The following is a 25,487-nucleotide window of genomic DNA, read 5'->3' on the forward strand; positions in this document are numbered from 1 at the left end:
CCTCTCCCTTCGCTATCATACCCTTCTTTTACCACACTCTTTTACAAAGCGCAACTATTTGTACTTTTGTAAAAACAATGTTGGTACAAGGCGTTGGCGAATAAACGGAATAGACATTCCCCATTGAACTACTCGCTTTTGAATTGCTTCCCGTTTCAAAATTCCATTCAATAGCCGATAGCGAAAACGATAAAGAACAAGTGCTACAACGAAGGCCGCGATCAATGTTTTTCCATTCAATATGCTCACCCTCCTCCTCATGTTTACCGTTCCCTTTTCTCATTAAAATTATAAAAAAGGTTGCCTCGTTATGAGACAACCTATTGCAACCCCACGCGTTTCATCACATCTTTTAACACCGTTGCAGAATGAGTAAATTTTTCTTTTTCTTCTTCATTCAATTGCAATTCAACGACTTCACGGATACCGTTACGGTTTACGATCGCCGGTACGCCAATGTACATATCGTTTTGACCATATTGTCCTTCTAAGTAGGCCGAAACAGTAAGCACGCTATTTTCGTTTTGTAAAATAGCTTTTGTTAAACGAACAAGTCCCATGGCAATACCGTAATATGTTGCACCTTTTCGTTCAATAATTTGATACGCTGCATCTCTCACGTTCACAAAAATGTTGTCTAAATCTTCCTGTTTATATTGTGGTTTTTCTTTCATCATATCAGCAATTGGGCGGCAGCCGATAAACGCATGGCTCCAAACCGGCAATTCTGTATCGCCATGTTCTCCAATGATATAAGCATGTACGTTACGTGTATCGACATCGAAATATTCCCCTAGCAAATAACGGAAACGGGCTGTATCTAAAATCGTTCCTGAACCGATGACGCGCTCTTTCGGTAAGCCAGAGAACTTCCATGTTGCATATGTTAAAATGTCAACTGGATTTGTTGCAACGAGAAAAATTCCATTAAATCCACTCGCCATGACTTGATCAATAATGTTTTTGAAAATTTTCGTGTTTTTCTCCACTAAATCTAATCGTGTTTCTCCCGGTTTTTGATTTGCCCCTGCTGTTAACACAACAATGTCTGCATCTTTGCAGTCTTCATAATTACCAAACCAAATTTTTGTTGGTGATGGAGCGAACGGCATACCGTGGTTTAAGTCCATCGCATCCCCTTCAGATTTTTCTTTATTAATGTCAATAAGAACGAGCTCTTCTGTCACCCCTTGGTTTAAAAGGGCAAACGCGTAACTTGAACCGACAAAACCTGTCCCAACTAAAACAACACGATTTACTTTATTTGACATGTTCCTTCCACCTTTCGTATATGTCATTTTACAATATGTGCATTGTTTATCTGTTTCACACTTACATTGTACACTGTTTCACAAAGTTTATGGGGCATGAATTATTAACATTTTGTTAATTTTTTCTCCTGTATAATATGAAAACACTTATGCTGTTTTATGATTCGCTTTCACAAATGATTATTCCTTCATTCGTAATGATCATTTTGACAGGAATATCATGTTTTTCAACCGGCAACGTAGAAACAATTTGACAGTCATATGCAACAGAAAGGGTGTCATTAGGAAAATCCGCTAAATAACGATCATAATATCCTCCACCGTAGCCAAGACGATATCCGCGTCGAACGAAAGCGAGGCCTGGAACAAATAACAAATCGATTTCATGTTTTTGTACTTCTTTCGTTTCTTCTACAATCGGTTCATATAAATCAAAAAAAGAGCGCTCCATTTGTTCAAAAGAATGAATTTCACGAAACGTTATTTGTTTTGTTGTCACATTGCATTTCGGAATGGCAACTCTCTTCCCTTCTTGCCAAGCTCGTTTAATAATACAAATCGTGTCTACTTCGATTTGTCTTGAAATCGTAATACCGATCACATGCGCGTTTTTCCAATGATGTTTCTGAAATAATATGTCGTGAATAATGCTCTCTTTTTCCTTTCGCTCTTTTTTTGTCATATGTAAGAGACGTTGTTTCATCTGTTGTCGGAAATGTTTCTTATCCATTATCCTTCCCCCTGTTTTATAAAAAAATAAGCAGCAGGAAAAAAATCCTACTGCTTACTTCGTTTCACGATGAACTGTTGCTTTTTTGTCTCGTGGGCAATATTTTTTCAATTCAAGGCGCTCTGCGTTATTGCGCTTATTTTTTGTTGAAATATAGTTGCGTTCGCCGCATTCTGTGCATGCTAACGTAATATTTACACGCATCGTTCTTTCCCTCCAAACAAAAGTATTATAATCACACCTTTCCATCATATCATTTTTCTTAAACAATTTCCATATGAATTTTATACGTTTTGATATTGTCGAATTTTCTTTATATAGTATTTCGTATATTCTTTTGCTTTTTGGGCATTTGTCGCTTGAGAATAAATCGTTAACGTCGGTTCATCTACCTTTGGTAAAATGAGTGTCCATGCGCCATCTTCATGATACACTTTTATGCCATCTGTAAAATCAACATGTTTGTCATAACATTCTTCTAACAATTTGCGCATGACAGCTGCTCGTTCATGCCATGGGCAATAAACATCACGGCATGATAAATGAATCGTTGGGATGGACGAAACAACGGCCCGAAGAGAACAACGTTCAATAGCTAACAAATGGAACAGTTGCACACACGCATACAGTCCATCAAAATAAAAATGAAACGGCTCATGGTGATGGGCAAACAAAAAATCTCGTCTCGCATCTTTGACATACACAATGTCCCCATATAAACGTTCCGCTAATGTATGCAACATCGATGGGGCCCAAGAAGGCACAGCGACTTTTTTCGTTTCACTAAATAAAAGCGATACTAATACGTGCAATGAAATGACTTCCTCATTCGTCAATGCCGTTCCTTGTCCGTCAAAAATTCGAAAACGTTCGCCTGAACGATCAAATACGATTCCAAAATGAGCATGCTCACGTTTAATTTGCTTGCGAATATGTTCTTCATCTCGATGTTCTGTCCAAACGACTTGAATGGCAAACGACTGAAGTGTATGTTCAATGATTTCCCGTAGCAAAGGGGAGCTACAAACGACTACTTTCCATTGTTCCGATGACGAAAAAGGAATCCATTGTCGTAAGGCGCGAACGTACAATTCGTCTTTTTCTTTTTGCTTCATCGCCTCACCCATTCTTGTCAATGACACGTAACAAGCATGTTCATGCTTCATTTGTTGTTCGATAGCTCGTTCCATCGCTCGATCGATCGGGTAGCCATATTCATCATAAATGTCAACAATCACTTCATCATGTTCATTCATCGTAATAAATACACCGCCATGATACTGTTTATGGGGCACAATATAACGAAAAGCTGGCAAATATCCGCCTTCATATATGTTTGTATGCATGCCATACATGTGTAAACACTCGGCAAATAACATACTCATTGATCTCGAAAATGGATGGGCATCAAAGCCGATTAATATGCGGCTTTCCTTTTCATATAGGCTACTGTACGCGGAAGCAAGTCTCGTCATAAATAGCGGATGGGCATCAATATATGCCCGCATTTTCATTCCTTGTTCACTAAACAACGTTTTCGTATGTTGTTCTCCCCATACAACCGAATGTTTCACTTTCGTTTTTTCGGCAATTGTTTTATTTGGCCAAATTTTCACTTCATGTTGCACTTTCACTTTATTTTCTAATTTACATTTTGCTCCGATGACCGCATAATCAAATATTTCATTTTTTTTGCCGATGTATACATCATTAGCAACGATCGCCCCGCGTAATTCACTATGTTGATCAATATATACGTCCGACCAAACAATAGATCGTTTTAACGACGCATATTTACTAATCACTGAACGTGGGCCGATGACCGTGTAAGGTCCAACTGTTGCGTAGTCATCAATACGTACGTCATCTCCGATCATGATCGGTCCTTCCAATTTTACCCCTTGTGCAATCTTAACCCCCTTGCCAACCCATACAGCAGGGGCAATTTCTTTATAGTGAGAAGGAACGAAACGTTGATTCAGTAAATCGATGTGTGTTTGATGATATTGCTCAATGACGCCAATATCGGACCAATATCCATCTGCTTGCCATCCGTATATCGGATATTCGTGTTGAACGAGATATGGAAAAAGATGTTGACTAAAATCGTAAGGTGGATGTTGTGGCATATAATCAAAAATAGTTGGGTGACAAATGTAAATGCCTGTATTCACTAAATCAGTACACACTTCATTCCATTTTGGTTTTTCTACAAAATGAATAATTTTCCCGTGTCGATCTGTTACAATTCCACCATATGAAAGAGGAGTCGCTTCGTGGTGCATAAGAACGGTAACTAATGATTGTTTGGAGAAATGAAAGTCGATCGCTTGCTGTAAATCGATCGTCGTCAACGTATCTGCGCTGATGACAACAAACGTATCATCTAAAAACGACTGCGCATGTTTTACACTTCCTGCCGTTCCAAGTGGCATCGCCTCTTCAAAATAATGAAGATGCACACCAAACCGCTGTCCATCCCCGAAATATTCAATAATTTCGTCACTTAAATATTCAACAGTTACAGCAATATGTGTAATTCCATATTGTTTTAACCACTCAATACTATACTCCATCACAGGTTTATTCATAATCGGTACGACCGGCTTCGGAACATGGCAAGTTAACGGACGTAATCGCGTTCCTCTTCCCCCTGCCATAATAACCGCTTTCACAACATATCCCCCCCAAGTGAAAGCACACTTTTTTCCATCATATCATGATCGCTACTTGCGGACAATAGATGAAAATTGTCGATTTGACACGAAAATGATGCATGATAACTACATTCCTATGTATAATAAAGTGGGGTGAAAGACATGATCGAATATACATTCATTGGACTCGCTTCTTTTGCTATCATACTATTGCTTATTTCTTTCTTCCAAAAAGATCCCGTCAAAGAAGTAGAAGAACAAGTAGAACAGCTAACATTATCGACCATGCAACAATTATACGAAGTAAAAAAGCGAGTGAAAGCACTTGAAGAAGAGTTGCTTGTCGGAATCGAGCCGTTTTCAAATGAAGAACAAATGGCTCGTAAGCTTAACATGCCGATAGACGAGGTGAATATGATGATCGCGAGGAATGAACGATGAAAAGGACAACGCGTGCATTTGCGGCTGGGATATTGTTTGCTACAACGATAATCGCTACAATGTACTATACAAATCATAACCAATCAAAAAATAATACCGTAAACGAAAAACAATACGAACAGCTCATTGCTGAACGAAACGAACTAGCGGATGCACTAGAAAAATTAAAAAAAGAATTAAAAAAAGAAACAGAAAAAACGACACCACCTCAAAAAGAAACGTACATTTATACGTTAACGATCGAGAAAGGGGAAGCAAGTCGCGACATTGCAGAGCGTCTACAACAAGCGCATATTATTGATGACGCCCAGTCGTTTTTAACGTATTTAGATGCACATCAATTAACGCGAGCGATACGCCCTGGCACATACGTCATAACAAACGACATGTCTTATGAACAAATTGCACGACAAATAACGAAATAAGGATGTCCACACACGCGCGAGGACATCCTTTTCATTTAGTCATTCAAATCATAATGTTTCCCTTTGACTAAATAAAATACGTTTTCAGCAATGTTTGTCGCATGGTCTGCAATGCGCTCAATGTAACGTGCTGTAAACGAGAGCTGAGTAATTTGCGACATCGCATCTGGATGTGCTTTTGTGCGTTCAAGCAACTCCCGAATCGTTTCACCGTACAGACGATCAACTTCATCATCCATATCGGCTACTTTTTTCGCAGCGACGACATCCTCCTCATAATATGCTTTTAACGTTAACGAAAGCATATTTACCGCAATGTCGTGCATTTTTTCTAACTTATTTAGCGAAATGACAAACGGCTGTTCACCGATGCGAATAGCTGATTTTGCAATATTGACTGCAAAGTCTGCCATGCGCTCAACATCTGTGGCAATTTTAATGGCGACAATAATGCGGCGCAAATCAATGGCAACCGGCTGCTGTTTCGCAATTAATAAAATCGCAAAATCATTAATTTCCTCATCAAGCAAATCAATTTTTGTGTCGTTTTCAAGCACTTGTAATGCTAAATCGTTATTTTTTGTTTTTAACGCTTCAAACGATTGAGTTAATGAAATTTCTGCCAGACTTCCGAGCTGTAATAGTTGATCGCGCAACGTTTGTAAATCGTCATCAAATTTTTCACGTACAGCCATGTTCACTCCCCCTTTTATTTTGAAAAAATCGTGCGAGTACGCCCGCACGATTTTTGATCCGATTATCCAAATCGACCTGTAATGTAATCTTCTGTTCGTTTATCGTCTGGATTCGAGAATAGTTTATCTGTGTCGCTATACTCGATCACTTCACCGTTCAAGAAGAAGGCCGTTTTATCAGAAATACGAGCAGCTTGTTGCATGTTATGTGTGACGATAATAATACTATAGTTTTTCTTTAATTCTTGCACAAGCTCTTCTACTTTTAATGTTGAAATAGGGTCAAGCGCAGATGTTGGTTCATCCATTAAAATAACATCTGGCTCAATCGCTAAACAGCGAGCAATACATAAACGTTGTTGTTGACCACCTGATAATCCGTACGCATTCGTGTGCAAACGATCTTTTACTTCATCCCAAATGGCCGCACCACGCAAACTTTTTTCGACGATTTCATCTAAAATTTTCTTATCACGAATACCGTGAATGCGCGGACCGTATGCAACGTTATCGTAAATCGATTTCGGGAACGGGTTCGGTTTTTGGAATACCATTCCAACTTGCGTACGCAATTCTTCTACACGATACGACTTATCGAAAATGTTGCGGCCACGATACGTAATTTCTCCAGATGTACGTACGCTCGGCACAAGTTCAATCATTCGGTTTAACGTTTTAATATACGTTGATTTTCCGCATCCTGACGGGCCGATAATGGCTGTTACTTCATTTTCGTAAATATCTAGATCTATATTTTTTAGCGCATGATGTTCGCCGTACCATAAATTTAAATTTTTCGTGCGATACACCACGTTTTTTTCGCTTCGTTCTTCAGCTTGCTTATTTTTACGTTCTTTCACAACTGTCAATTCCATTTAATAAGTTCCCCTTTCAACGAGCAATTAATAACGTTTTTGAAACTTGTTGCGAATGAAAATAGCAATCGAGTTCATAAAGATGAGCACAACGAGCAAGACAACGATTCCAGCTGCTGCAACGTTTTGGAAGTCAGCTTGTGGACGCGATGTCCAGTTGTAAATTTGCATCGGCATGACAGTAAATGTATCAAGAATACCACGTGGCAAATACGCTAAAAACGTCGGGATCCCTAAAACGACAAGGGGTGCTGTTTCACCGATAGCACGGGATAGAGCTAAAATACTACCTGTTAAAATACCTGGGATCGCTGCTGGAAGAACGATGCGATAAATCGTTTGCCATTTCGTTGCTCCCATACCATATGATGCTTCGCGCAACTGATTCGGCACGGCACGAAGCGCCTCTTGTGCCGCAACAACGATGACGGGAAGAACAAGCAAACTCATCGTCAAACCAGCCGCAAGAATACTACGACCTAAATTGAGTTCACGAACGAAAATCGTCAAACCAAGCAAACCGAATACGATTGACGGAACACCTGCTAAGTTCGAAATGTTCGTTTGAATAAAATCTGTAAAACGATTTTTTTTCGCATATTCCTCTAAGTAAATCGCTGTCCCAACTCCAAGAATGAGCGAGACAGGGGCAACGATGACCATCAGCCATAACGAACCGATTAACCCCGCTTTAATCCCTGCGTTTTCAGGACGACGGGACGGAAAGTTATTTAAAAAGTCAACATTTAGCCAGCCAATTGCTTGAGTGAATATCCGATATAGAAGAACGACGAGAACAATAAGTCCAAACAACGTCGCTAAGAAAAATAAAAACTTTAACACGTTATTTCTCAACAGGCGACCGTTCATATGCTGAACGACACGTTGTTTATCAATTAACTTCTCCATCATTAATACTCCTCCCTAAAGCGACGAGAAATGTATTGCGCGAGTAAGTTCATAGCTAACGTAAATACAAACAACGTCATACCGACTGCATAAATGCTGTAATAAACCGTTGTACCGTATCCGGCATCTCCAGTTGTTACTTGAACAATGTATGCTGTTAACGTTTGAATCGATTTCGTTACATCAAATGTAAAGACCGGAGATGAACCACCCGCTACTGCTACAATCATCGTTTCACCGACAGCACGAGAGATCGCAAGCATAAACGATGCTGCAATACCCGATGTCGCTGCAGGAAGGACGACTTTCAATGCCACTTCTAGTTTTGTCGAACCAAGACCGAGCGCCCCCTCACGAATCGAATTCGGCACGGAACTCATCGCATCTTCAGACAAAGAAGCAACCATTGGAATAATCATGATTCCCATGACAATCCCTGGGCTTAAAGCATTAAAAATTCCTAAATTAGGAATGAATTTTTGTAAAAGCGGTGTAACGAACGTTAATGCGAAAAATCCGTACACAATCGTCGGAATTCCCGCCAACACTTCTAATATCGGTTTTAATACTTTCCTTGCTTTTTCAGACGCATACTCACTCAAGTAAATCGCTGAAGCTAAACCGATCGGAATCGCTACAAGCATTGCAATTGCTGTCGTTAAAAGCGTCCCTGTCACAAGCGGAGCGACACCGAACGAACCTGTTTTTTCATCCCATGGAAGCCATTCTTTGCTCGTTAAAAACTCTACAATAGATACTCGTTCAAAGAAAATAAACGTTTCGAACAATAACGTAAATAAAATGCCGATTGTCGTTAAAACAGAAATGGTTGCTGTCAACAATAGCAATTTTGGCATTAACCATTCAATAAACTGCTGTCCGTTTTGTTTTTTCTTATTCTCTTTAATCATTTCACGGACAGAATATGAACGATTCCCATCTGTCATCGCCATAATGTGAAAACCCCTTTCCAAATTCATGGCAAGATAAGAAGCGACACTACCGTCGCTTCTTATCTCTACGTTTTGTTATTTTAACCCTTCAAGTTTCTTCAATTGCTCTTCATACTCTTCTTGTGGAAGTGCGACATAACCTACTTCTTCAGCAAATTCTGCACCGTTTTCTAACAAGAATTTTGCAAAATCATACACTTGTGCTTTTTCTTTTAACGCTTTCACGTTCACATACGTAAATAGCGGACGAGAAAGTGGTGCATATTCACCGCTTTGGATCGTTTCGTGCGTTGGCTCAACAGGACCGTTTCCGTTATCGATTGGCACAGCTCTCAATTTATCTTTATTTTCAACGTAGTACGCGAATCCAAAGTAACCGAGAGCGTTTTTATCTCCTGCAATACCTTGAACAAGCACGTTGTCATCCTCAGATAGTTGAGCTGTTTTGTTTAACGGTTGTCCATCTAAAATGACTTCATCAAAGTAGTCAAACGTACCAGAGTCATGTCCTGGAGAGAACAATTTAATTTCTTCATTTGGCCACTCTGGACGAATGTCTGACCATTTCACTTTGTCATCACCATTTACTGCACCTGATGTAAAGATTTTCTTCAACTCATCAACTGTTAAATAATCAACCCAGTCGTTATCTTTATTCACTAAAACGGAAAGACCATCAAACGCAATTTGAAGCTCTTCAAATTCAATACCGTTTTGCTCAGCAGCTTTCTTTTCTTCATCTTTAATTGGACGAGAAGCGTTTGAAAAATCTGTTTCGCCTTTTGTAAACTTTTCAAATCCGCCACCTGTTCCAGATAAACCAACAGATACTTTTACATCTGGTTGTTCACCCGCATACGCTTCAGCGGCTGCTTCAACGATTGGGTAAACGGTTGATGATCCGTCAACAACAACGTTTCCGCTTAATTTTTCTGCGTTACCTTCCGCATTTTCGCCGCCTTGCTCAGCGCCTCCACCACATGCTGTTGTGAATGCGAGTACAGCGCTTGTTACACCTGCGAGTGCAAACCATTTGTTTTTCTTCATCTTTTGATTTCCCCCTACTTTTTTCAATTTGTTTTGTCCCACGAGTTATAGAATAATGGAAAGGTATTAAATTCGTTTTAAACGAATGTTAAGCTTTTGTAAATTCGCTTTCTTTTATCTTTCCATTGTTTGTTCCTCATTATTCAACGGTTCAGTAGGAGATGGTTGACCAGATTGACGTTGCTTTTTCAACTCAAAATACGCATCTAAAATTTTTCTTCCGATATAGTTATTAATCGGATAATGGTTTCTCGCATTTTGATATACCCATGGCACAACGACAGCAAACGCCACTTCCGGATTATTGTAAGGTGCAAAGCCAACTAACGTTAAATTGTATGTTGGCGTCATTCGTCTTGATTGGATCGGTCCATCATAAAACGCCTGTGCCGTTCCTGTTTTCCCTGCTGGATCATACGGAGCATTTGCGAAAAAGGCACGCGCCGTTCCGTTTGAACCGTGCATGACGCGATAAAAGCCTTCACGCACACGCTCAATATACTCTGTTTTCATATCAATTCGGTTTAACACTTTCGGTTCGAACGAGTAGATGATGTTACCTATTTGATCTTTTTCGCTAATTGGTTCACGAATTTCTTTGACAACATGCGGTTGAATGCGATATCCGCCATTCGCAATCGTTGAAACGTATTGCGCCATTTGAATCGGTGTATATACGTCAAACTGTCCAATGGCTAAATCGAGCAAGTGTCCTGGAAGTGTACTTTGTCCCGGCCATCCGATGATTTCTCCAGGCAAATCGATGCCTGTTTTCACCCCTAAACCGAACTGATTAAAGTAGCGTCGCATAATGGAAAACGCTTCTTTTTTTATCGGTAGCGCTTGATGTGGGCGATAAGTAGAACCGGCAATCGCGATCGCTGTTTTAAACATATAAACGTTTGACGACATTTCAAGCGCTTTTAAATCGTTCATCGGTCCTGGACGAATACCGCTATGCGATTTTTTCGTCGGCGTTCCTTTAATATATAACGGTTCGTCAATCAGCACTGTGCCAGGTTGAATGACACCGGTTTGAAAACCTGTCAATACGGTCGCCCCCTTTACCGCCGAACCCATCGCATAAGCAGATGTAATCGTCCCAAGGGCATAATCTTTTAATGTAACTTTTCCGTTTTCATCGCGTGTATATCGTTTTCCAGCTAACGATAAAATTTCTCCTGTATTTGGATCCATCATGACAACGAAAGCACGATCAAGCAATTCTGTTCCACTGCGTCGCTTCATTGTCATTAATTCTTCCTCAATAATTTGCTCGACGCGTTTTTGTAATTCCATATCAATCGTTAAAACGATATCTTTCCCGCGTTGTCCTTGCGATATTTCAATCGTTTCAATAATGTTTCCTGCCTTATCAGTCACATTTTTTATTTTCGCCTTTTGCCCACGCAATACATCTTCATATTGTGCTTCAATATAACTTTTTCCTACTCGGTCATTTCGTTTATAATCGCGCGCTAAGTAATAGTCAAGCTTTTCGCGCGGCAACCCTTCTTCTGACGATGTTATGTTTCCAAGCACTGTACGAAACGTATCACCATATGCATATTGGCGACTCCAATCTGTCGTCACATCTACACCTGGTAGCTCCTCTAAATGCTCACTAACAACAGCATATTCTTCGTCCGTTACTCCTTCATTTTTAATCATTTGCGGGGTTAAAGCGTATCCGCTATTCATTTCCCGAAAAATAGCAACAACCTCAAGCTCACGTTCTTTAATCGTTTTTACATCTTCTTCTGTAATGCGCTCGAGTTGCAATTGATAAATGTCTTTATCTTTTAATTTTTTTTCGCGAAACAACTTCCATTCTTTTTCGGTAATTTTTTCTTTTGCCTTTTCTTCGTTTGTTAAAATCCAATAATCTTTTATATCTCGCTCTGTGACACGTTCGGTCGGCTTTTCAATATATGTGGCTAACTTTTTAGCCACTTCAATCATTTCCGATGGCTTCGTTGTTTGTGTGCGTGTATACGTAATCGCATGAAGCGGCTCATTATCGACGACGACTTGATAGTTACGATCATAAATTTTTCCGCGCGGCGCTGGTGTATTGACTGTTACATTTTCTGTGCGTTCAACTTCTTTTCGATATTGTTCACCATAAACAATTTGAATCACACCTAATCGTAAAATAAGCGCGGAAAAAAGTAAAAACACAACAAAAAATAGCACGTTTAACCGAAACGGCAACTGCATTCGTTTTTTCTTTTTCTTCGCTTTATGGGCATGTTGTATTTGTTTCAAAACACGCGAGCACCTCCTTTACTTGCTCCTTCCTCATTGTAAAAGAAACGCTCGCAAATTTCTACATCGAAAGTCGAATACGTCGCACAAAAAAATAAATAATGAAATGACCCGCTCCAACAATTAACATGAGTGATGGAATGGCCTCCTTTGCATCAAACAACGTAATGGCTAATAAAAACAATAAAACAGACGTCGCACGTCCCCCGTTTAGAAATAGTTCCCGCATGACAATATATTCAATTCGCCATTCCTTCGCATGATTGCTTTGACCAATGACGTCAAATGTAAGCGACAAATACGGAACAAGTAAAATAGGATATCCGACGGCGATTAACGCGCCATAGATGATTAACTTTACATATGATAAATCAAAAATAATTAAAAAGACGGAAGCATACAACAGTACACCACCGAATAAAATGGCACGCAACCGCCATTGTTTCTTCATCCACTTTGATGCAAAAGAATACGTCATAAACGAAACAACTGCATTGACGAATCCAAATACACCGAGTGACTTTTCAGTTCCTGTCGCCATAAATAAAAAAATGGAAACAATAAACACAAACGTTCCTTCGCGAAATCCTTGAAAAAAATGCGCGTTTGTAATCATTTTCCAATTTTTATTTTTCTTTCGCTCATCATATACAGAACGAAGGACAAATTGTCCTGCTGAACGCCGCCGCTGTAAAAAAAAGCTACAAATGACAGCTGCAACAAATAAGCATAAAGAAGCTAAAAAAATGACCATATACCCGGTGAACTTCTCGCTTGAAGCAATGATCCACCCTGCAAGCGGTGGACCGATCATTCCTGCGACAGATGTCATCGCACCAAGCAATCCATTAAATAAATCACGCGTATTTGGTTCAGTGATTTCAAACGTTAATACGTTAAATGCGAGCCAGTAAAAGCCGTAACCAATACCAAGCAATCCGCCGAGTAAAAATAAATGGTTCATCGCTCGATCACCGCTAAATAATACGACTAAAAAAAAGAATGCTAAAAACGTAACACCCATTCGTAACACAATGACACGATCCATCTTTTTTGCGATTTGCCCAGCTACGATAAATGCAAGCGGCTGCCATGTGACAATGGCTAAATTATACACACCTAGAGCGTGAAAACTATTCACTTTTTTCCAAACATATACGTTTACAAACGTGTTCGACAAGGCGATACTAAGGGAATATAATCCGCCAATTGCTAACAAAAGAAACAATTGTCGATGCGTGCGAATATGCGCCACCATTCGTTTCCATCTATTCATAGGCAAACTTCCTTTCTTGACAAGTAGTTTGCCTACTCTTTTACAACGATATACAAAAAGAGCTCGACAAATTGTCGAGCCCTTCGTCATTATTTCGCTGCTGCGTAACGCTTGGCCACTTCGTCCCAGTTAACAACATTCCAAAATGCTGAAATGTAATCTGGACGACGGTTTTGATATTTTAAGTAATACGCATGCTCCCATACGTCTAATCCTAAAATTGGCGTTTTTCCTTCCATTAACGGTGTATCTTGGTTTGGTGTGCTTGTCACTTCAAGTTGACCATTATGAACGACAAGCCAAGCCCAACCAGAACCGAAACGTGTTGCTGCCGCTTTCGAAAATTCTTCTTTAAATTTCTCGAAGCTTCCAAACGTACGATTGATTGCCTCAGCTAGTTCACCCGTTGGTTCACCGCCACCATTTGGCGAAAGAATAGTCCAAAAGAGCGAGTGGTTCGCATGTCCGCCTCCATTATTACGAACAGCTGTACGAATATTTTCAGGTACCGCATCTAAATTGGCCATTAACTCTTCAATTTTTTTGTTTTGCAATTCTGGATGACCTTCGAGCGCTGCGTTTAAATTTGTTACATACGCGTTATGATGTTTTGTGTGATGAATGTTCATCGTTTCTTTGTCAATATGTGGTTCTAACGCGTCGTAAGCATAAGGCAATTGTGGTAATTCAAATGCCATGTTTCATTCCTCCTCATTCATTATGTAATTGTTCACGAATGAAACCGATAAATTAGTTAGATTAAGAAACAGAAAAGTTTCATAAGTGAACCTACCTTAAGAGTACCAAAATACATCGAATGTTTCAAATTATTTGCAAAAAAACCTCGCTAATTTACTTAGCGAGGTAAATGGACCCTGCAGGACTCGAACCTGCGACCAGACGGTTATGAGCCGTCCGCTCTAACCAGCTGAGCTAAGGGTCCGCCATATCCGATGGTAATTTTATCAAAAAAGGCGAAGATCGTCAACACATGCAACACACGAAACAAAAAGGTTGTGTACCAAATAGAAAAAGAAGTAGAATGAGAAATGATGACGCATAAAGGATGTGAATGATCATGTGGAAACGGTTGTTACAAAGTCTTTATTCTCCTGTACATATTGCACGCTTTCGTTTTCATCCAATCGGAAAGGCGATTGGCTACGTGTTTTTTTTATCGCTTATTGCAACGTTACCGATTGCCATTTACTTTACAATGAGCATAAACAAAATAATCGGCTCAACGCATCAACTATTAAAGGAAGATCTTCCTCCATTTGAAGTCGTCGATGGGGTATTGACATCGAACACACAAGAACCAATTGAGCTTACGTATCCAAACGTGACCATTTTATTTGATAGCACAGGTACACTCACAACAGATGATGCGGCGCGTTATACGAATGCAGTGGCGTTTTTAAAGGAACAATTTGCGCTTGTTGCCAATGGACACGTCCAGTCATATCCTTATGCTTTCATGCAAGCGGAACGTTTCACAAACGAAGATGTATATGAATTTGCGCGCACGCTTCAATCGTTGCTTCCTATTGTGATTTCATTATCGTTTCTCGTGTTATACTTTTTCACATGTACGAGCAAATTTCTTTATGTTACCGTTCTTGCATTTATCGGTCTTATTTTCCGCGGCACGTTAAATAAGCGTGGAACGTACCGCCATATGTGGAGTATCTCTGCTTATTCCATTACATTAGCAACAATCTTTTTCACAACGATGGAAGCCCTACAAATTGTCGTTCCTTATGCTGTCGCTTTAGATTGGTTCGTTTCTGTCACAATTTTGTTCGCTTCCATCAAAGAACTTCCTTCTATGAAAGAAGCAGGCCATTAGCCTGCTTCTTATAATTTAAATGCTGCAGTCAGTGCGGATAATGATTGCGATAATTCATTTAATCGTTCACCAACACGATGCATATCATTCATCTGTTTCGTTTGATCATACGAAACAGACATCATTTCTTCTGCGCTTGCTAGCGTTTGTTGAGCAACAGAAGCAAATGCCACCGTCACCGTCTCAATCATCGGCAATAATTGCTGAAACTGCTCCAATTCACCTTCCATTTGCGCCACGTTGCGATTAACGCGCTGAATTTCTTTTAACAAATGGTCAAACGAACGCTTTGCCTCATTTGCAGACATGAGTTGATGTTGTAAATGTGTGACCATCCCTTCAAACTGATTTGTCGCATGAATCGATACTTCTTCCATCGCAAAAATGGAAGATGTAATTTCTTCCGTTGCCTTTGAAGCATGTTCCGCGAGCTTTCTCACTTCTGTAGCGACGACTGCAAATCCTTTCCCAGCTTCTCCAGCGCGCGCCGCTTCAATTGTTGCGTTGAGCGCCAATAACTTCGTTTGCTCGGCAATTTGTCGAATGACATCCACAACTTTTGTAATCGACATCGAATGATGTTTTACACTTTGAATCGTATCGTTTACTTTTTTAAATTGCTCAGCAAATGAATGAATATCAGCAATTAAATGCGTTAGCCGCTTTTCTCCACCCTTTGAAGATTCATTCATATCATTCGCACTGGCTGAAATGTTTTTCACACTTGCTAATACGTGTTGCATCCGTTTTTTCATCTCATCGACGCGATGAATGCTTTCGTCCGAAGCATTGGCCGTTTCTTCTGCCCCTTGTTTCACAGTAGAAATCGCTGCCAAGAGCTGATCGTTTGATTCAATGGCATGTTCAGACACATGCTCTAAGTCGCCTCCTGTGATGGCTAGCTGTTTTGTTGTTTCGTCCATTTCACGAATGACATTTTTCATGCTCGTCAACATCCGTTGGAAGCTGCGCGCAAGCGAATCAATTTCTGGCGTTGTCGAATAAATATGTTCGTCAACCGTTAAATCTCCACGCGACAATCGGCTCATCGCATGACGAAGTTGGGCAATCGGCTTCGTTAATCCACTTACTAACCATTTAATCATGATCGTTGAAATAATGACGCTTATAATAATCGCTACAACGGTTAAATACGCAAGCTGTTGAATCGGTTTCATAAACTGTTCATCCGGTACAGCAACGACATATGTTCCTTTCAATTCTTGAATAGTTTTATATGCAAATGTATATGTACGCCCGTTCCATTCCAAATGCGACACACCATTTTTTTGTTTCGTAATTGTTTGTTGGACGGATGTTGGTACATTGAGCTGTTCATTTCGTTCAAACGTTTTTATTTGTCTATCCCCAATTAAAAAAATGTCTACGCTTAATCCATCTTGCATCAGTTCCGCCTTTTGTTGCTTTACTGCAGACCGCAAACTTTTTTCAAGCAGTTGCTCATTTCCAGCATGAATATACATGAGATTACGTGACACTTCAAACATCATCGTCGCCTCTCTCTCAAGGCGATTTTCGATCGCTTTTACCGTCGTTTGTTTCGCTTGATGATAAGCAATCATTCCGACGGCACTTAACGAAATGATTAACACACCCAAAAATAAAATAAATAAACGGTTTTGTAAGCTAATTTTTAATAACCATTGTTTTATTTTCGGTGATGGTTGAAATACAGGCACTCGCACAAGCTTTTTTATATATTTTAATCGCTGTCTCAACATATATCCCCCCTTCGACAAATACAGACAAAGAATACCAAAAACATGTAAACGTGATGTGAAAAACATGTAAAGCAATGTAAAGACAATGTAATTTTTACGCATATATCGTTTGGACAAGCCATATGGATAAAACAGAAAAATGAAGCGGGGGAACGCCATGAAAAAAGTTTTCATCTTTCTTGTATGCATTGCGATATGTGCAATTGCTTACCATGATATAACAGAAGGGACCATCCATACAATTCGCGCAGAAAAAACGTTCAAACCAACAAAGGAGCTTCCATATCGTGAAGTCATAATCCAACGGGGCGATACGCTCCTTTCGATCGTCGAGCGTGAGATGAATGGAAAATTACCCGTATCCATCGATCAGCTCATTGCTGATTTTCAAACGTTGAATCCACATGTAAATGCTCATTCCCTTCAAATCGGAAAAACGTACCGCATTCCGTACTATAATCAGAAATAGCAAAAACATTGTCAACAAATAAGAAACATTGCTACAATAAAAAATGATTTGATTAATACGTTAAAGGAGCGATTAACTCGTGAGCGAAATCATTCATCGTTCAAAAACCCGCCCCGTTCGCGTTGGGAACATTACAATCGGTGGGAACAACGAAGTCGTCATTCAAAGTATGACGACGACAAAAACGCATGATATAGAGGAAACCGTTGCTCAAATACATCGACTCGAAGAAGCTGGATGCCAAATCGTTCGCGTCGCTTGCCCAGACGAAAGAGCAGCTGATGCGATTGCTGAAATAAAAAAACGCATCAATATTCCGCTCGTTGTCGATATTCATTTTGACTACCGCCTTGCTTTAAAAGCGATCGAAAACGGAGCCGATAAAATTCGTATTAACCCAGGAAACATTGGAAAACGAGAGAAAGTAGAAGCGGTTGTAAAAGCTGCGAAAGAGCGGGGGGTTCCGATTCGCATCGGCGTAAACGCTGGTTCACTTGAGAAACGTATTTTAGAAAAATACGGCTATCCGACCGCAGATGGCATGGTCGAAAGCGCGTTGCACCATATCCGCATTTTAGAAGACCTTGATTTTTATGACATTATCGTTTCGCTGAAAGCTTCCGATGTTCGTTTAGCGATTGAAGCATATGAAAAAGCTGCGCGCACGTTCGACTATCCGCTCCATCTTGGCATTACGGAATCAGGTACGCTATTTGCCGGAACAGTAAAAAGTGCTGCGGGACTTGGTGCCATTTTAAGTAAAGGAATTGGCAATACGGTGCGCGTATCACTTAGCGCTGATCCTGTCGAAGAAGTGAAAGTGGCGCGGGAGCTGTTGAAAGCGTTCGGTCTCGCTGCAAATGCGGCAACGTTAATTTCTTGTCCAACATGCGGACGAATTGAAATTGACTTAATTCGCATAGCAAATGAAATTGAAGAATATATTGCTCAAATTAAAGCTCCAATTAAAGTAGCTGTCCTCGGTTGTGCGGTAAACGGGCCGGGAGAGGCGCGCGAAGCTGACATCGGCATTGCAGGGGCTCGCGGAGAAGGATTATTGTTCCGCCATGGAAAAATTGTTCGCAAAGTACCTGAAGAAACAATGGTCGAAGAGTTGAAAAAAGAAATCGACAAATTAGCGGAAGAATATGCGTCGAAAGGAAGACAAAAATAAGAGGGGGATTCCCCTCTTATTTACCAAAATCGGACAAAAAAGCTTAAAATAATGGAAACAGCCCCAATTCCAATTGCCCAAGCACCTAACGTTTCTGCTCCTCGACGTCGGGCAATGAATCCAAAAATAATACCGGCTGCCCCCATAATGACTGGCATTAAGAAAAGAGAAACAACCGATAAAGCAAGTGCGAGCCAGCCAACGCCACGACCGTTTTGTTCACGATCGACTTCTTTTTCAGAAAATCGAATCGGCTCAGCAATTTCACCTGCTGTTTCTTCCATAAAATCTCGTTCAACATTCGGAACAGTATCTATTCGTTCGTTGTCATACGATTGACGCTGACGTTCATTGTCCATGACCATTCCCTCGCTTTCGTGAAATGAGGAGCACTATTATTATGCAATAAGCGATACGTCATTATAGATGTTACTTTATGTCAATGATATAATGGGCAAGAAAAGCACATCATAGGAAGGATGAACAAACATGAGCAAACGGCGATTTGGCATCGATATTGACGGAACAGTAACATGTCCAAGTACATTCATTCCATATTTAAATCAGTCGTTTCAAAAAAATTTAACGCTTGATGATATTACCGATTACGATTTAGTTCCTTTTTTAGATACAACGGAAGAAAAATTAAATGAATGGATGGAACAATACGAACCGATCATCTACAGCGAAGCACCTCTCGCGAACGGAGCGTTAGAAGTTATTAATAGTTGGAAAGATGAATATGAGCTGTATTACATTAGCGCACGAGGTCGTCACTTGTACGAAATAACAGAAAAATGGTTTCAACAACAAGGGGTTCATTACCATCATATCGAACTGATCGGTTCACACGATAAAATTGAAGCCGTAAAGAAATATAAAATCGACATGTTTTTTGAAGATAAATACGATAATGCTTGCAATATTGCCGAACAATGCCTTATTCCTGTCATTTTATTTGATACCCCTTACAATCGCGGTCCGCTCCCGAAAGGCGTCATTCGCGTATACAATTGGCACGAAGCAAAACAACGAGTAGAACAATTACTCACAACAACAAGCTGACATTACACGTCAGCTTGTTGTTGGCACATCGGGCATGTTCCGTACACTTCAAACTTATGTCCCGAAATCGTATATCCCTGCAAATCTTCCACTAACTCATTCATCGGACACGTTACAAGTTCTTTCGTTTTTCCGCACGACATGCAAATAAAATGGTGATGATGATGATGCACATTACATGTAAACCGAAAGCGCTTCTCCCCAGACAGCTCAGTCATTTCTAAAATGCCGAGCTCAACAAACAATGCCAAGTTTCGATAAACTGTATCGAAACTCAGTCCGGGATACCGATCTTTCATTATATCAAGCACATCTTTTGCCGTTAAATATTTATCTGTTTTTGCAAACAGCTCAAGCATTTCTTCGCGCTTTCCTGTATACTTAAACCCCTTTTCTTTCATTAAGCGTAGCGCTTCAGAAACGTTCACGCTTCGTCATCCTCTCTTCCATTTTTTCCACATGATCGCACCAATTAATATACAAACAGCTAACAACACAATCGTCCCGCCGGGGGCTAAATTTAAATAATAAGAAAGAAATAAGCCAACAATGACAGCAAGCTCACCAAATAAAACTGACAACCATAACGCTTGTTTAAATCCTTTTGCGATTCGAATGCTTGCGGCAACAGGAAGCGTCATGAGTGATGAAACAAGCAAAATACCGACAATTCGCATCGATGCGGCAATGACAAGAGCAACTAACACGATGAAAACAAAATGAAGCACCCTTACCTTTACTCCTGATGCTTGGGCATATTCTTCATCAAATGATAAAATAAACCATTCTTTATAGAGCAGAAAAATAACAGCAAACACGATGAAAAAAATGATGCTAATTGTCCATACATCCGTTCGGCTTACTGCGCTAACGCTTCCGAACAAATATGAAAACAGATCGGTATTGAAGCCATCCGCAAGTGAAATAAAAATGACGCTTAAGCCGATGCCTCCTGATAAAATGATCGGAATAGCTAATTCTTGATAGTGCTTATATACGGTACGCAATTTTTCAATAAATAACGAACCAGCAACCGAAAACGCCATGCCCACATAAATCGGATTGAATGTCGCTCCGATGACAAACGTTTTTTGTACAAGTAAACTGGCCGCAATTCCTGCAAGCGTTACATGACTCAATGCATCCGCAATAAGCGATAATCTCCGTACGACAATAAACACGCCTAGCAGAGGGGCGATGAGTCCGATCAGTATGCCGACAATAAACGCATTTTGTAAAAATTCATATTGAAATAACGCCTGTAGCATAATCTCCCCCCTTTCTATGCATGGTCATGGGCAAGTAGGTGAAGATGATGCCCGTAAAATGATGCCAAATCTTCTGTTTTCAGCTGCGCAAACTGTTGCACGCTTCCATGGAAATGCAAATGTTTGTTTAAACAAGCGACATGCGTCACTTTTTCTGTAATCGTTCCGATATCGTGCGTCACAAGAAGCAGCGTCATATGATGTTGTTTATTTAACCGTTCAAGCATGTCGTAAAAGCTTTGTACATGATGCACATCGACCCCGACAGTTGGTTCATCTAAAATTAAAAATTCAGGTTGCGACACGATCGCACGTGCGATAAATACACGTTGTTGTTGCCCGCCCGAAAGTTCGCCAATGTTTCGATGAATAAAAGAGCTCATGCCGACCGCATCAATCGCTTCATATACTGCTTTTTCGTCGCTTTTTTTTAATCGGCGAAATAAGCCGAGCTTTCCAGCTAAACCGCTCGCTACAACTTCATATACTGTTGCAGGAAATCCGGTATTAAAGCTATTTGCCTTTTGGGATACAAATCCAATTTTATGCCAATCTTTAAACTGCTCAATTGGCGTGCCGAATAAAAAAATGCGTCCTGTTTGCGGTTTTAATAATCGCAAAATGCATTTTAACAGCGTTGATTTTCCTGACCCGTTCGGACCAACTAAACCAACGAAAGCGCCTTTTGGAATGTGAAAATGAATATGTTGCAGTACATCTTCATCATCATATCGAAACGACACGTCTTCTATACGTAAAATATCGTCCATCGTTTGACCACCTTAATTCAAAATGATTCCGATTCATAGTATAACGCATTTGTTTTCATTAATGAATAGCCGACTTAAATTTCGCTCCACGCACTTCTTGTGTATTCATAATCGTAATAAAGGCATTTGGGTCAATTTCATATACAATTGATTTCAGCTTCGTCACTTCCAGACGCGTAACAACAGCATAAATCACTTCTTTTTGTTCGTCTGTATATCCGCCTTTTCCCATCAACTTCGTCGTTCCACGGCCAAGTCGATTTAAAATGGCATCTGACACTTCTTCATAACGATCTGATACGATGAACACCGCTTTTGTTTCATCTAATCCTTGAATGACCGTATCAATCGTTTTAAAAGCGATATAATAAGTCAAAACGGAGTACATCGCTTGCTTCGGTCCGAACACAAACGCAGCCCAAGTAAAAATAAAAACGTTTGTAAACATGACAAATTCCCCAACGGAAAACGGCAACTTTTTCGTCATTAAAATACCTAAAATTTCTGTGCCATCTAATGAACCGCCATGGCGAATAACAAGCCCTACACCTGCACCAAGAATGGCTCCGCCAAACACCGTTGCTAAAATGGAATCCGTTGTAAATGGGGATACATGATGAAACAACCGCTCCATGACAGCTAATACAATGATCGAGTAGAGGGAAGAGAGCATAAACGTTTTTCCGATTTGTTTATAACCGAAATACATAAACGGTGCATTGAGTAAAATGACAAGCGTGGCAAAGTTCAACCATGCGTAATTTGGAAGAATGTGATCAAGAATAAGCGATATACCGATGACCCCACCATCAATAATTTCATTAGGCACTAGAAACAATTCGATCGATAACGCAGCAAGCGTCGCACCAACCGTCATCATCACAACACGATACATTAAATGGCTAATCGTCTCTTTTTTATGTTGTCTTTTCAAACAAATCTCCCCCTTCATTTATTTCATTATACCATTGCACTCTTCCTTCCTTCCTCTCATATGGTAAATAAGGAGGGATGTTACGTGAATGTGTATCATAAAATCGTCCAGCATAAAATGAAATCCATCACCGCACATGAATTAATGATGTATGCCAAGGAATATAACGTTCTACTTTCCCAAAAAGACGCGGAAACGATCATTCAAATGATGCGTGAAAAAACGATCGATATGTTTAATGAACAAGCGAGGAAAAATTGGATTCGTGAACTCGCCCAGCGCACATCACCACAACTTGCTAAACAAGCTAATGACTTCATTCGACAATTTATACAGTAAGAAGGCTGCCTACAGACAGCCTTCTACTCCGAAATTTTTTCTCGAACGCTTGGGTCAAACTGTTGCGCACGCAACATCGCAATTTCAAATTGATATGGCGGTTTCGCCGCTCCTTTCTCCCCAACATATGGCGTTTCTAAAATTTTTGGTACGTGCATAAGTTGTGGGTGATGGACAATATAATTTAGCGCATCAAAACCGATATAACCAAAACCGATATTTTCATGACGGTCTTTCCGACTTCCACACGGATTTTTGCTATCATTAATATGCAATACTTTTAGACGGTCAAGCCCGATCATGCGATCAAATTGTTCTAATACACCGTCAAAATCGTTCACAATATCGTATCCCGCATCGTGTGTATGACATGTATCAAAACAAACAGAAAGCTTATCGTTATGCGTAACACCGTCAATGATCTTTGCTAACTCTTCAAAGCGGCTGCCACATTCAGACCCTTTTCCTGCCATCGTTTCTAAAGCGATTTGCACTTGTTGGTCATTGGTAATGACTTCGTTTAACCCTTCAATAATTTTTGCAATACCTGCTTCCACACCCGCACCGACGTGCGCACCAGGATGGAGGACGAGCTGCTTCGCACCAATCGCTTCTGTTCGTTCGATTTCCGAACGTAAAAAAGAAACGCCAAGTGAAAACGTGTCTGCATTGATTGTATTGCCGATATTAATAATGTATGGGGCATGCACGACAATTTCTTCAATCCCATGTTGTTTCATATAGGCAAGCCCTTGATCAATATTTAGTTCTTCGATTGGTTTACGCCTCGTATTTTGTGGCGCACCCGTATAAATCATAAACGTATTTGCTCCATATGATACTGCTTCTTTACTTGCGGCTAACAACATTTCTTTTCCGCTCATCGATACGTGTGAACCGATTTTTAACACGTCTTTCTCTCCCTTATTTCTTTTTCGCTCTTTGTTTTTTCAACTGTTCTCGCAATTTTTTCTTATATCCCGGTTTGACTTTCTTTTGTTTTTTCGCTATTTTTTCAACGAGTCGCTCAACTTCATCTGTTTTCTCTTTTTTCCGCCCGTTCCATGCATCGAGCTCAATCCATTCGCCATGACGGAAATCGCGATGAAGGAAATGAATTCCCTTTTTCTCTAACTTCACTAGCGCATGTTGATCGGATGGTTCATAAATCGTTGTTGCCGTCCCAGCATACCCTGCACGTCCCGTTCGTCCCGCACGATGTACGTAAAAATCTAAATCCATTGGCAGTTCATAGTTGATGACGTGGCTGACGCCTTCAATATCAATTCCACGCGCTGCCAAATCTGTTGCGACAATGTATTGAAATTGTAAATCACGAATCGCTTTCATCATCTTTTTGCGCTCACGTGGGGTTAAATCTCCATGTAACACTCCTACTTTTAATCCTTTTTCAATTAAACCGTTCGCTACTTCATCGACCGTTTTACGCGTATTAGCAAACACGATAGCTAAATACGGATTATAACTAACTAATATATCATATAAAAGCTGCAAACGATCGCGATGACGGAGCGGAACAAGAATATGTTCGATCGTCGACGCTGCTACTTGTTTCGGAGCAATATGAATGTGAGTTGGGTTCTCCATATACTTTTTCAAAAACGGCTTTAACTTTTCTGGAATCGTCGCTGAAAAGACGAGCATTTGTAAATCTTCTGGCATCCGTCCTGCCACTTGGTCGACATCCGTAATAAATCCCATATCAAGCATGACATCTGCCTCATCAACAACAAGCGTGCGAGCCGTATGAACAAATAGCGCTTGTTCACGAACGAGATCATACACGCGCCCCGGCGTGCCAATAACGATATGCGGTTGTGTTTTCAACTTTTCAATCGATCGTAATTTATCCGTTCCACCGACAAAACAACGCGCTGTAATGCGATAATCATTTGGACAAAATTTCGTCATTTTTAACACTTCATGATAAATTTGCGTAGCTAGCTCACGCGTCGGTGCTGTAATAACCGCTTGTACTTCCTCAACGTGTGGATCAATGCGCTGGATGATTGGCAATAAATACGCATGCGTCTTTCCTGTTCCCGTTTGTGATTGTCCGATCACGCTCTCTCCACGCAAGACAGCGGGAATGACACGCTCTTGAATGGGTGTTGGTTTATGAAACTTTAAATGATGAAGCGCCTCTATAATAAACGGATGAAACGAAAAACGTTCAAACATAGTTTCTCATCCCCTTTCTTCTTCAGTAAAAAAATAGACCAGTTACATATTATATACGAACATAAACCGTTCATTCAACTATATGAGCTTTTTTGCATATCGTAGTATAGATAAGAAAAGTTCAAATC

28 protein-coding genes and 1 tRNA gene are annotated in these 25,487 nt (G+C 40.2%); 7 read left to right on the forward strand and 22 right to left on the reverse strand.

Features of this window, described 5'->3' with window-relative positions:
- Nucleotides 1-54: 54 nt before the first annotated feature.
- The 5 genes from ACPF7I_RS09800 to ACPF7I_RS09820 all read right to left on the reverse strand — a co-directional run bounded on the left by ACPF7I_RS09800 (nt 55) and on the right by ACPF7I_RS09820 (nt 4,676).
- Nucleotides 55-249, reverse strand: a complete 195-nt coding sequence (locus tag ACPF7I_RS09800) for a hypothetical protein (protein WP_430743529.1) — start codon at nt 247-249, stop codon at nt 55-57.
- Between the two features lie 71 nt (nt 250-320).
- Nucleotides 321-1,271 carry an L-lactate dehydrogenase gene (locus ACPF7I_RS09805; protein ID WP_181520609.1) on the reverse strand — a complete coding sequence of 317 codons (951 nt, stop codon included), beginning with the start codon at nt 1,269-1,271 and terminating at the stop codon, nt 321-323.
- Between the two features lie 157 nt (nt 1,272-1,428).
- Nucleotides 1,429-2,001 carry a 5-formyltetrahydrofolate cyclo-ligase gene (locus ACPF7I_RS09810; protein ID WP_430743528.1) on the reverse strand — a complete coding sequence of 191 codons (573 nt, stop codon included), beginning with the start codon at nt 1,999-2,001 and terminating at the stop codon, nt 1,429-1,431.
- Nucleotides 2,002-2,055: 54 nt separating this feature from the next.
- Nucleotides 2,056-2,205 carry a 50S ribosomal protein L33 gene (rpmG, locus tag ACPF7I_RS09815; RefSeq protein ID WP_021095202.1) on the reverse strand — a complete coding sequence of 50 codons (150 nt, stop codon included), beginning with the start codon at nt 2,203-2,205 and terminating at the stop codon, nt 2,056-2,058.
- Nucleotides 2,206-2,285: 80 nt separating this feature from the next.
- A complete protein-coding gene (locus tag ACPF7I_RS09820) occupies nt 2,286-4,676 on the reverse strand; it encodes a sugar phosphate nucleotidyltransferase (protein WP_430743526.1) in 2,391 nt (796 codons plus the stop codon).
- A gap of 144 nt (nt 4,677-4,820) precedes the next feature.
- Here ACPF7I_RS09820 and ACPF7I_RS09825 point away from each other — a divergent pair, with 144 nt between their 5' ends.
- Nucleotides 4,821-5,099 carry a hypothetical protein gene (locus tag ACPF7I_RS09825; RefSeq protein ID WP_430743524.1) on the forward strand — a complete coding sequence of 93 codons (279 nt, stop codon included), beginning with the start codon at nt 4,821-4,823 and terminating at the stop codon, nt 5,097-5,099.
- Nucleotides 5,096-5,524: an endolytic transglycosylase MltG gene (locus tag ACPF7I_RS09830; protein WP_430743522.1), complete on the forward strand. Its 429-nt coding sequence runs from the start codon at nt 5,096-5,098 to the stop codon at nt 5,522-5,524. The genes ACPF7I_RS09825 and ACPF7I_RS09830 overlap by 4 nt, the downstream gene beginning before the upstream one ends.
- A gap of 35 nt (nt 5,525-5,559) precedes the next feature.
- On the opposite strand, the gene phoU is transcribed toward ACPF7I_RS09830, so the two are convergent.
- The 9 genes from phoU to ACPF7I_RS09875 form a co-directional block, all read right to left on the reverse strand.
- The gene (gene phoU / locus ACPF7I_RS09835; RefSeq protein ID WP_430743520.1) at nt 5,560-6,219 is read right to left on the reverse strand and encodes a phosphate signaling complex protein PhoU; all 660 of its coding nucleotides are present in this window, start codon (nt 6,217-6,219) and stop codon (nt 5,560-5,562) included.
- A gap of 62 nt (nt 6,220-6,281) precedes the next feature.
- Nucleotides 6,282-7,094 (reverse strand): phosphate ABC transporter ATP-binding protein PstB, encoded by an 813-nt coding sequence (pstB, locus tag ACPF7I_RS09840; protein ID WP_085788252.1) that lies wholly within the window; start codon nt 7,092-7,094, stop codon nt 6,282-6,284.
- Between the two features lie 27 nt (nt 7,095-7,121).
- On the reverse strand, nt 7,122-8,003 hold the full coding sequence (gene pstA, locus ACPF7I_RS09845) for a phosphate ABC transporter permease PstA (protein ID WP_430745914.1): 882 nt from the start codon (nt 8,001-8,003) through the stop codon (nt 7,122-7,124).
- A 2-nt stretch (nt 8,004-8,005) separates the two neighbouring features.
- Nucleotides 8,006-8,956: a phosphate ABC transporter permease subunit PstC gene (gene pstC / locus ACPF7I_RS09850; protein WP_430743518.1), complete on the reverse strand. Its 951-nt coding sequence runs from the start codon at nt 8,954-8,956 to the stop codon at nt 8,006-8,008.
- 75 nt (nt 8,957-9,031) lie between these two features.
- Nucleotides 9,032-10,003: a PstS family phosphate ABC transporter substrate-binding protein gene (locus ACPF7I_RS09855; RefSeq protein ID WP_430743516.1), complete on the reverse strand. Its 972-nt coding sequence runs from the start codon at nt 10,001-10,003 to the stop codon at nt 9,032-9,034.
- A gap of 114 nt (nt 10,004-10,117) precedes the next feature.
- Entirely contained in the window at nt 10,118-12,271 is a 2,154-nt protein-coding gene (locus tag ACPF7I_RS09860) for a peptidoglycan D,D-transpeptidase FtsI family protein (protein ID WP_430743514.1), read from the reverse strand.
- A 61-nt stretch (nt 12,272-12,332) separates the two neighbouring features.
- Complete coding sequence (locus tag ACPF7I_RS09865; RefSeq protein WP_430743512.1) at nt 12,333-13,547, reverse strand: MFS transporter; 1,215 nt, start codon at nt 13,545-13,547, stop codon at nt 12,333-12,335.
- 89 nt (nt 13,548-13,636) lie between these two features.
- Nucleotides 13,637-14,245, reverse strand: coding sequence for a superoxide dismutase SodA (sodA, locus tag ACPF7I_RS09870; protein ID WP_430743510.1), 609 nt, complete (start codon nt 14,243-14,245; stop codon nt 13,637-13,639).
- A 171-nt stretch (nt 14,246-14,416) separates the two neighbouring features.
- Nucleotides 14,417-14,490, reverse strand: a tRNA-Ile gene (locus ACPF7I_RS09875).
- A 129-nt stretch (nt 14,491-14,619) separates the two neighbouring features.
- On the opposite strand from ACPF7I_RS09875, the gene ACPF7I_RS09880 reads away from it, so the two are divergent.
- A complete protein-coding gene (locus tag ACPF7I_RS09880) occupies nt 14,620-15,396 on the forward strand; it encodes a DUF1189 domain-containing protein (RefSeq protein ID WP_430743509.1) in 777 nt (258 codons plus the stop codon).
- An 8-nt stretch (nt 15,397-15,404) separates the two neighbouring features.
- On the opposite strand, the gene ACPF7I_RS09885 is transcribed toward ACPF7I_RS09880, so the two are convergent.
- Nucleotides 15,405-17,138 carry a methyl-accepting chemotaxis protein gene (locus ACPF7I_RS09885; protein ID WP_430743507.1) on the reverse strand — a complete coding sequence of 578 codons (1,734 nt, stop codon included), beginning with the start codon at nt 17,136-17,138 and terminating at the stop codon, nt 15,405-15,407.
- A gap of 157 nt (nt 17,139-17,295) precedes the next feature.
- On the opposite strand from ACPF7I_RS09885, the gene ACPF7I_RS09890 reads away from it, so the two are divergent.
- Nucleotides 17,296-17,607, forward strand: a complete 312-nt coding sequence (locus ACPF7I_RS09890; RefSeq protein WP_430743506.1) for a type IV pilus assembly protein FimV — start codon at nt 17,296-17,298, stop codon at nt 17,605-17,607.
- A 79-nt stretch (nt 17,608-17,686) separates the two neighbouring features.
- Nucleotides 17,687-18,781, forward strand: coding sequence for a flavodoxin-dependent (E)-4-hydroxy-3-methylbut-2-enyl-diphosphate synthase (ispG, locus tag ACPF7I_RS09895; RefSeq protein ID WP_430743504.1), 1,095 nt, complete (start codon nt 17,687-17,689; stop codon nt 18,779-18,781).
- A 20-nt stretch (nt 18,782-18,801) separates the two neighbouring features.
- Here ispG and ACPF7I_RS09900 read toward each other — a convergent pair whose 3' ends face one another.
- A complete protein-coding gene (locus tag ACPF7I_RS09900; RefSeq protein WP_430743502.1) occupies nt 18,802-19,140 on the reverse strand; it encodes a DUF4190 domain-containing protein in 339 nt (112 codons plus the stop codon).
- A 130-nt stretch (nt 19,141-19,270) separates the two neighbouring features.
- Between ACPF7I_RS09900 and ACPF7I_RS09905 the strand changes: the two genes are divergently transcribed.
- The gene (locus tag ACPF7I_RS09905; RefSeq protein ID WP_430743501.1) at nt 19,271-19,846 is read left to right on the forward strand and encodes a hypothetical protein; all 576 of its coding nucleotides are present in this window, start codon (nt 19,271-19,273) and stop codon (nt 19,844-19,846) included.
- A gap of 2 nt (nt 19,847-19,848) precedes the next feature.
- Here the strand turns inward: ACPF7I_RS09905 and ACPF7I_RS09910 are convergent, their stop codons facing one another.
- Genes ACPF7I_RS09910 through ACPF7I_RS09925 form a run of 4 tightly spaced genes read right to left on the reverse strand, consistent with a single transcriptional unit; the run spans nt 19,849 to nt 22,836 of the window.
- Complete coding sequence (locus tag ACPF7I_RS09910; protein ID WP_430743499.1) at nt 19,849-20,274, reverse strand: Fur family transcriptional regulator; 426 nt, start codon at nt 20,272-20,274, stop codon at nt 19,849-19,851.
- A gap of 6 nt (nt 20,275-20,280) precedes the next feature.
- Nucleotides 20,281-21,114 carry a metal ABC transporter permease gene (locus tag ACPF7I_RS09915; protein ID WP_430743497.1) on the reverse strand — a complete coding sequence of 278 codons (834 nt, stop codon included), beginning with the start codon at nt 21,112-21,114 and terminating at the stop codon, nt 20,281-20,283.
- Between the two features lie 14 nt (nt 21,115-21,128).
- Complete coding sequence (locus tag ACPF7I_RS09920; RefSeq protein ID WP_430743495.1) at nt 21,129-21,884, reverse strand: metal ABC transporter ATP-binding protein; 756 nt, start codon at nt 21,882-21,884, stop codon at nt 21,129-21,131.
- Nucleotides 21,885-21,942: 58 nt separating this feature from the next.
- The gene (locus ACPF7I_RS09925; protein ID WP_430743493.1) at nt 21,943-22,836 is read right to left on the reverse strand and encodes a YitT family protein; all 894 of its coding nucleotides are present in this window, start codon (nt 22,834-22,836) and stop codon (nt 21,943-21,945) included.
- Nucleotides 22,837-22,902: 66 nt separating this feature from the next.
- Here ACPF7I_RS09925 and ACPF7I_RS09930 point away from each other — a divergent pair, with 66 nt between their 5' ends.
- A complete protein-coding gene (locus ACPF7I_RS09930; protein ID WP_430743492.1) occupies nt 22,903-23,157 on the forward strand; it encodes a DUF2624 domain-containing protein in 255 nt (84 codons plus the stop codon).
- 23 nt (nt 23,158-23,180) lie between these two features.
- Here ACPF7I_RS09930 and ACPF7I_RS09935 read toward each other — a convergent pair whose 3' ends face one another.
- Nucleotides 23,181-24,068, reverse strand: a complete 888-nt coding sequence (locus ACPF7I_RS09935) for a deoxyribonuclease IV (RefSeq protein ID WP_430743491.1) — start codon at nt 24,066-24,068, stop codon at nt 23,181-23,183.
- Between the two features lie 13 nt (nt 24,069-24,081).
- On the reverse strand, nt 24,082-25,359 hold the full coding sequence (locus tag ACPF7I_RS09940; protein ID WP_430743490.1) for a DEAD/DEAH box helicase: 1,278 nt from the start codon (nt 25,357-25,359) through the stop codon (nt 24,082-24,084).
- Nucleotides 25,360-25,487 lie beyond the last annotated feature (128 nt).

The sequence above is a fragment of the Anoxybacillus dikiliensis genome, assembly GCF_050613275.1.
Lineage (GTDB): Bacteria > Bacillota > Bacilli > Bacillales > Anoxybacillaceae > Anoxybacillus.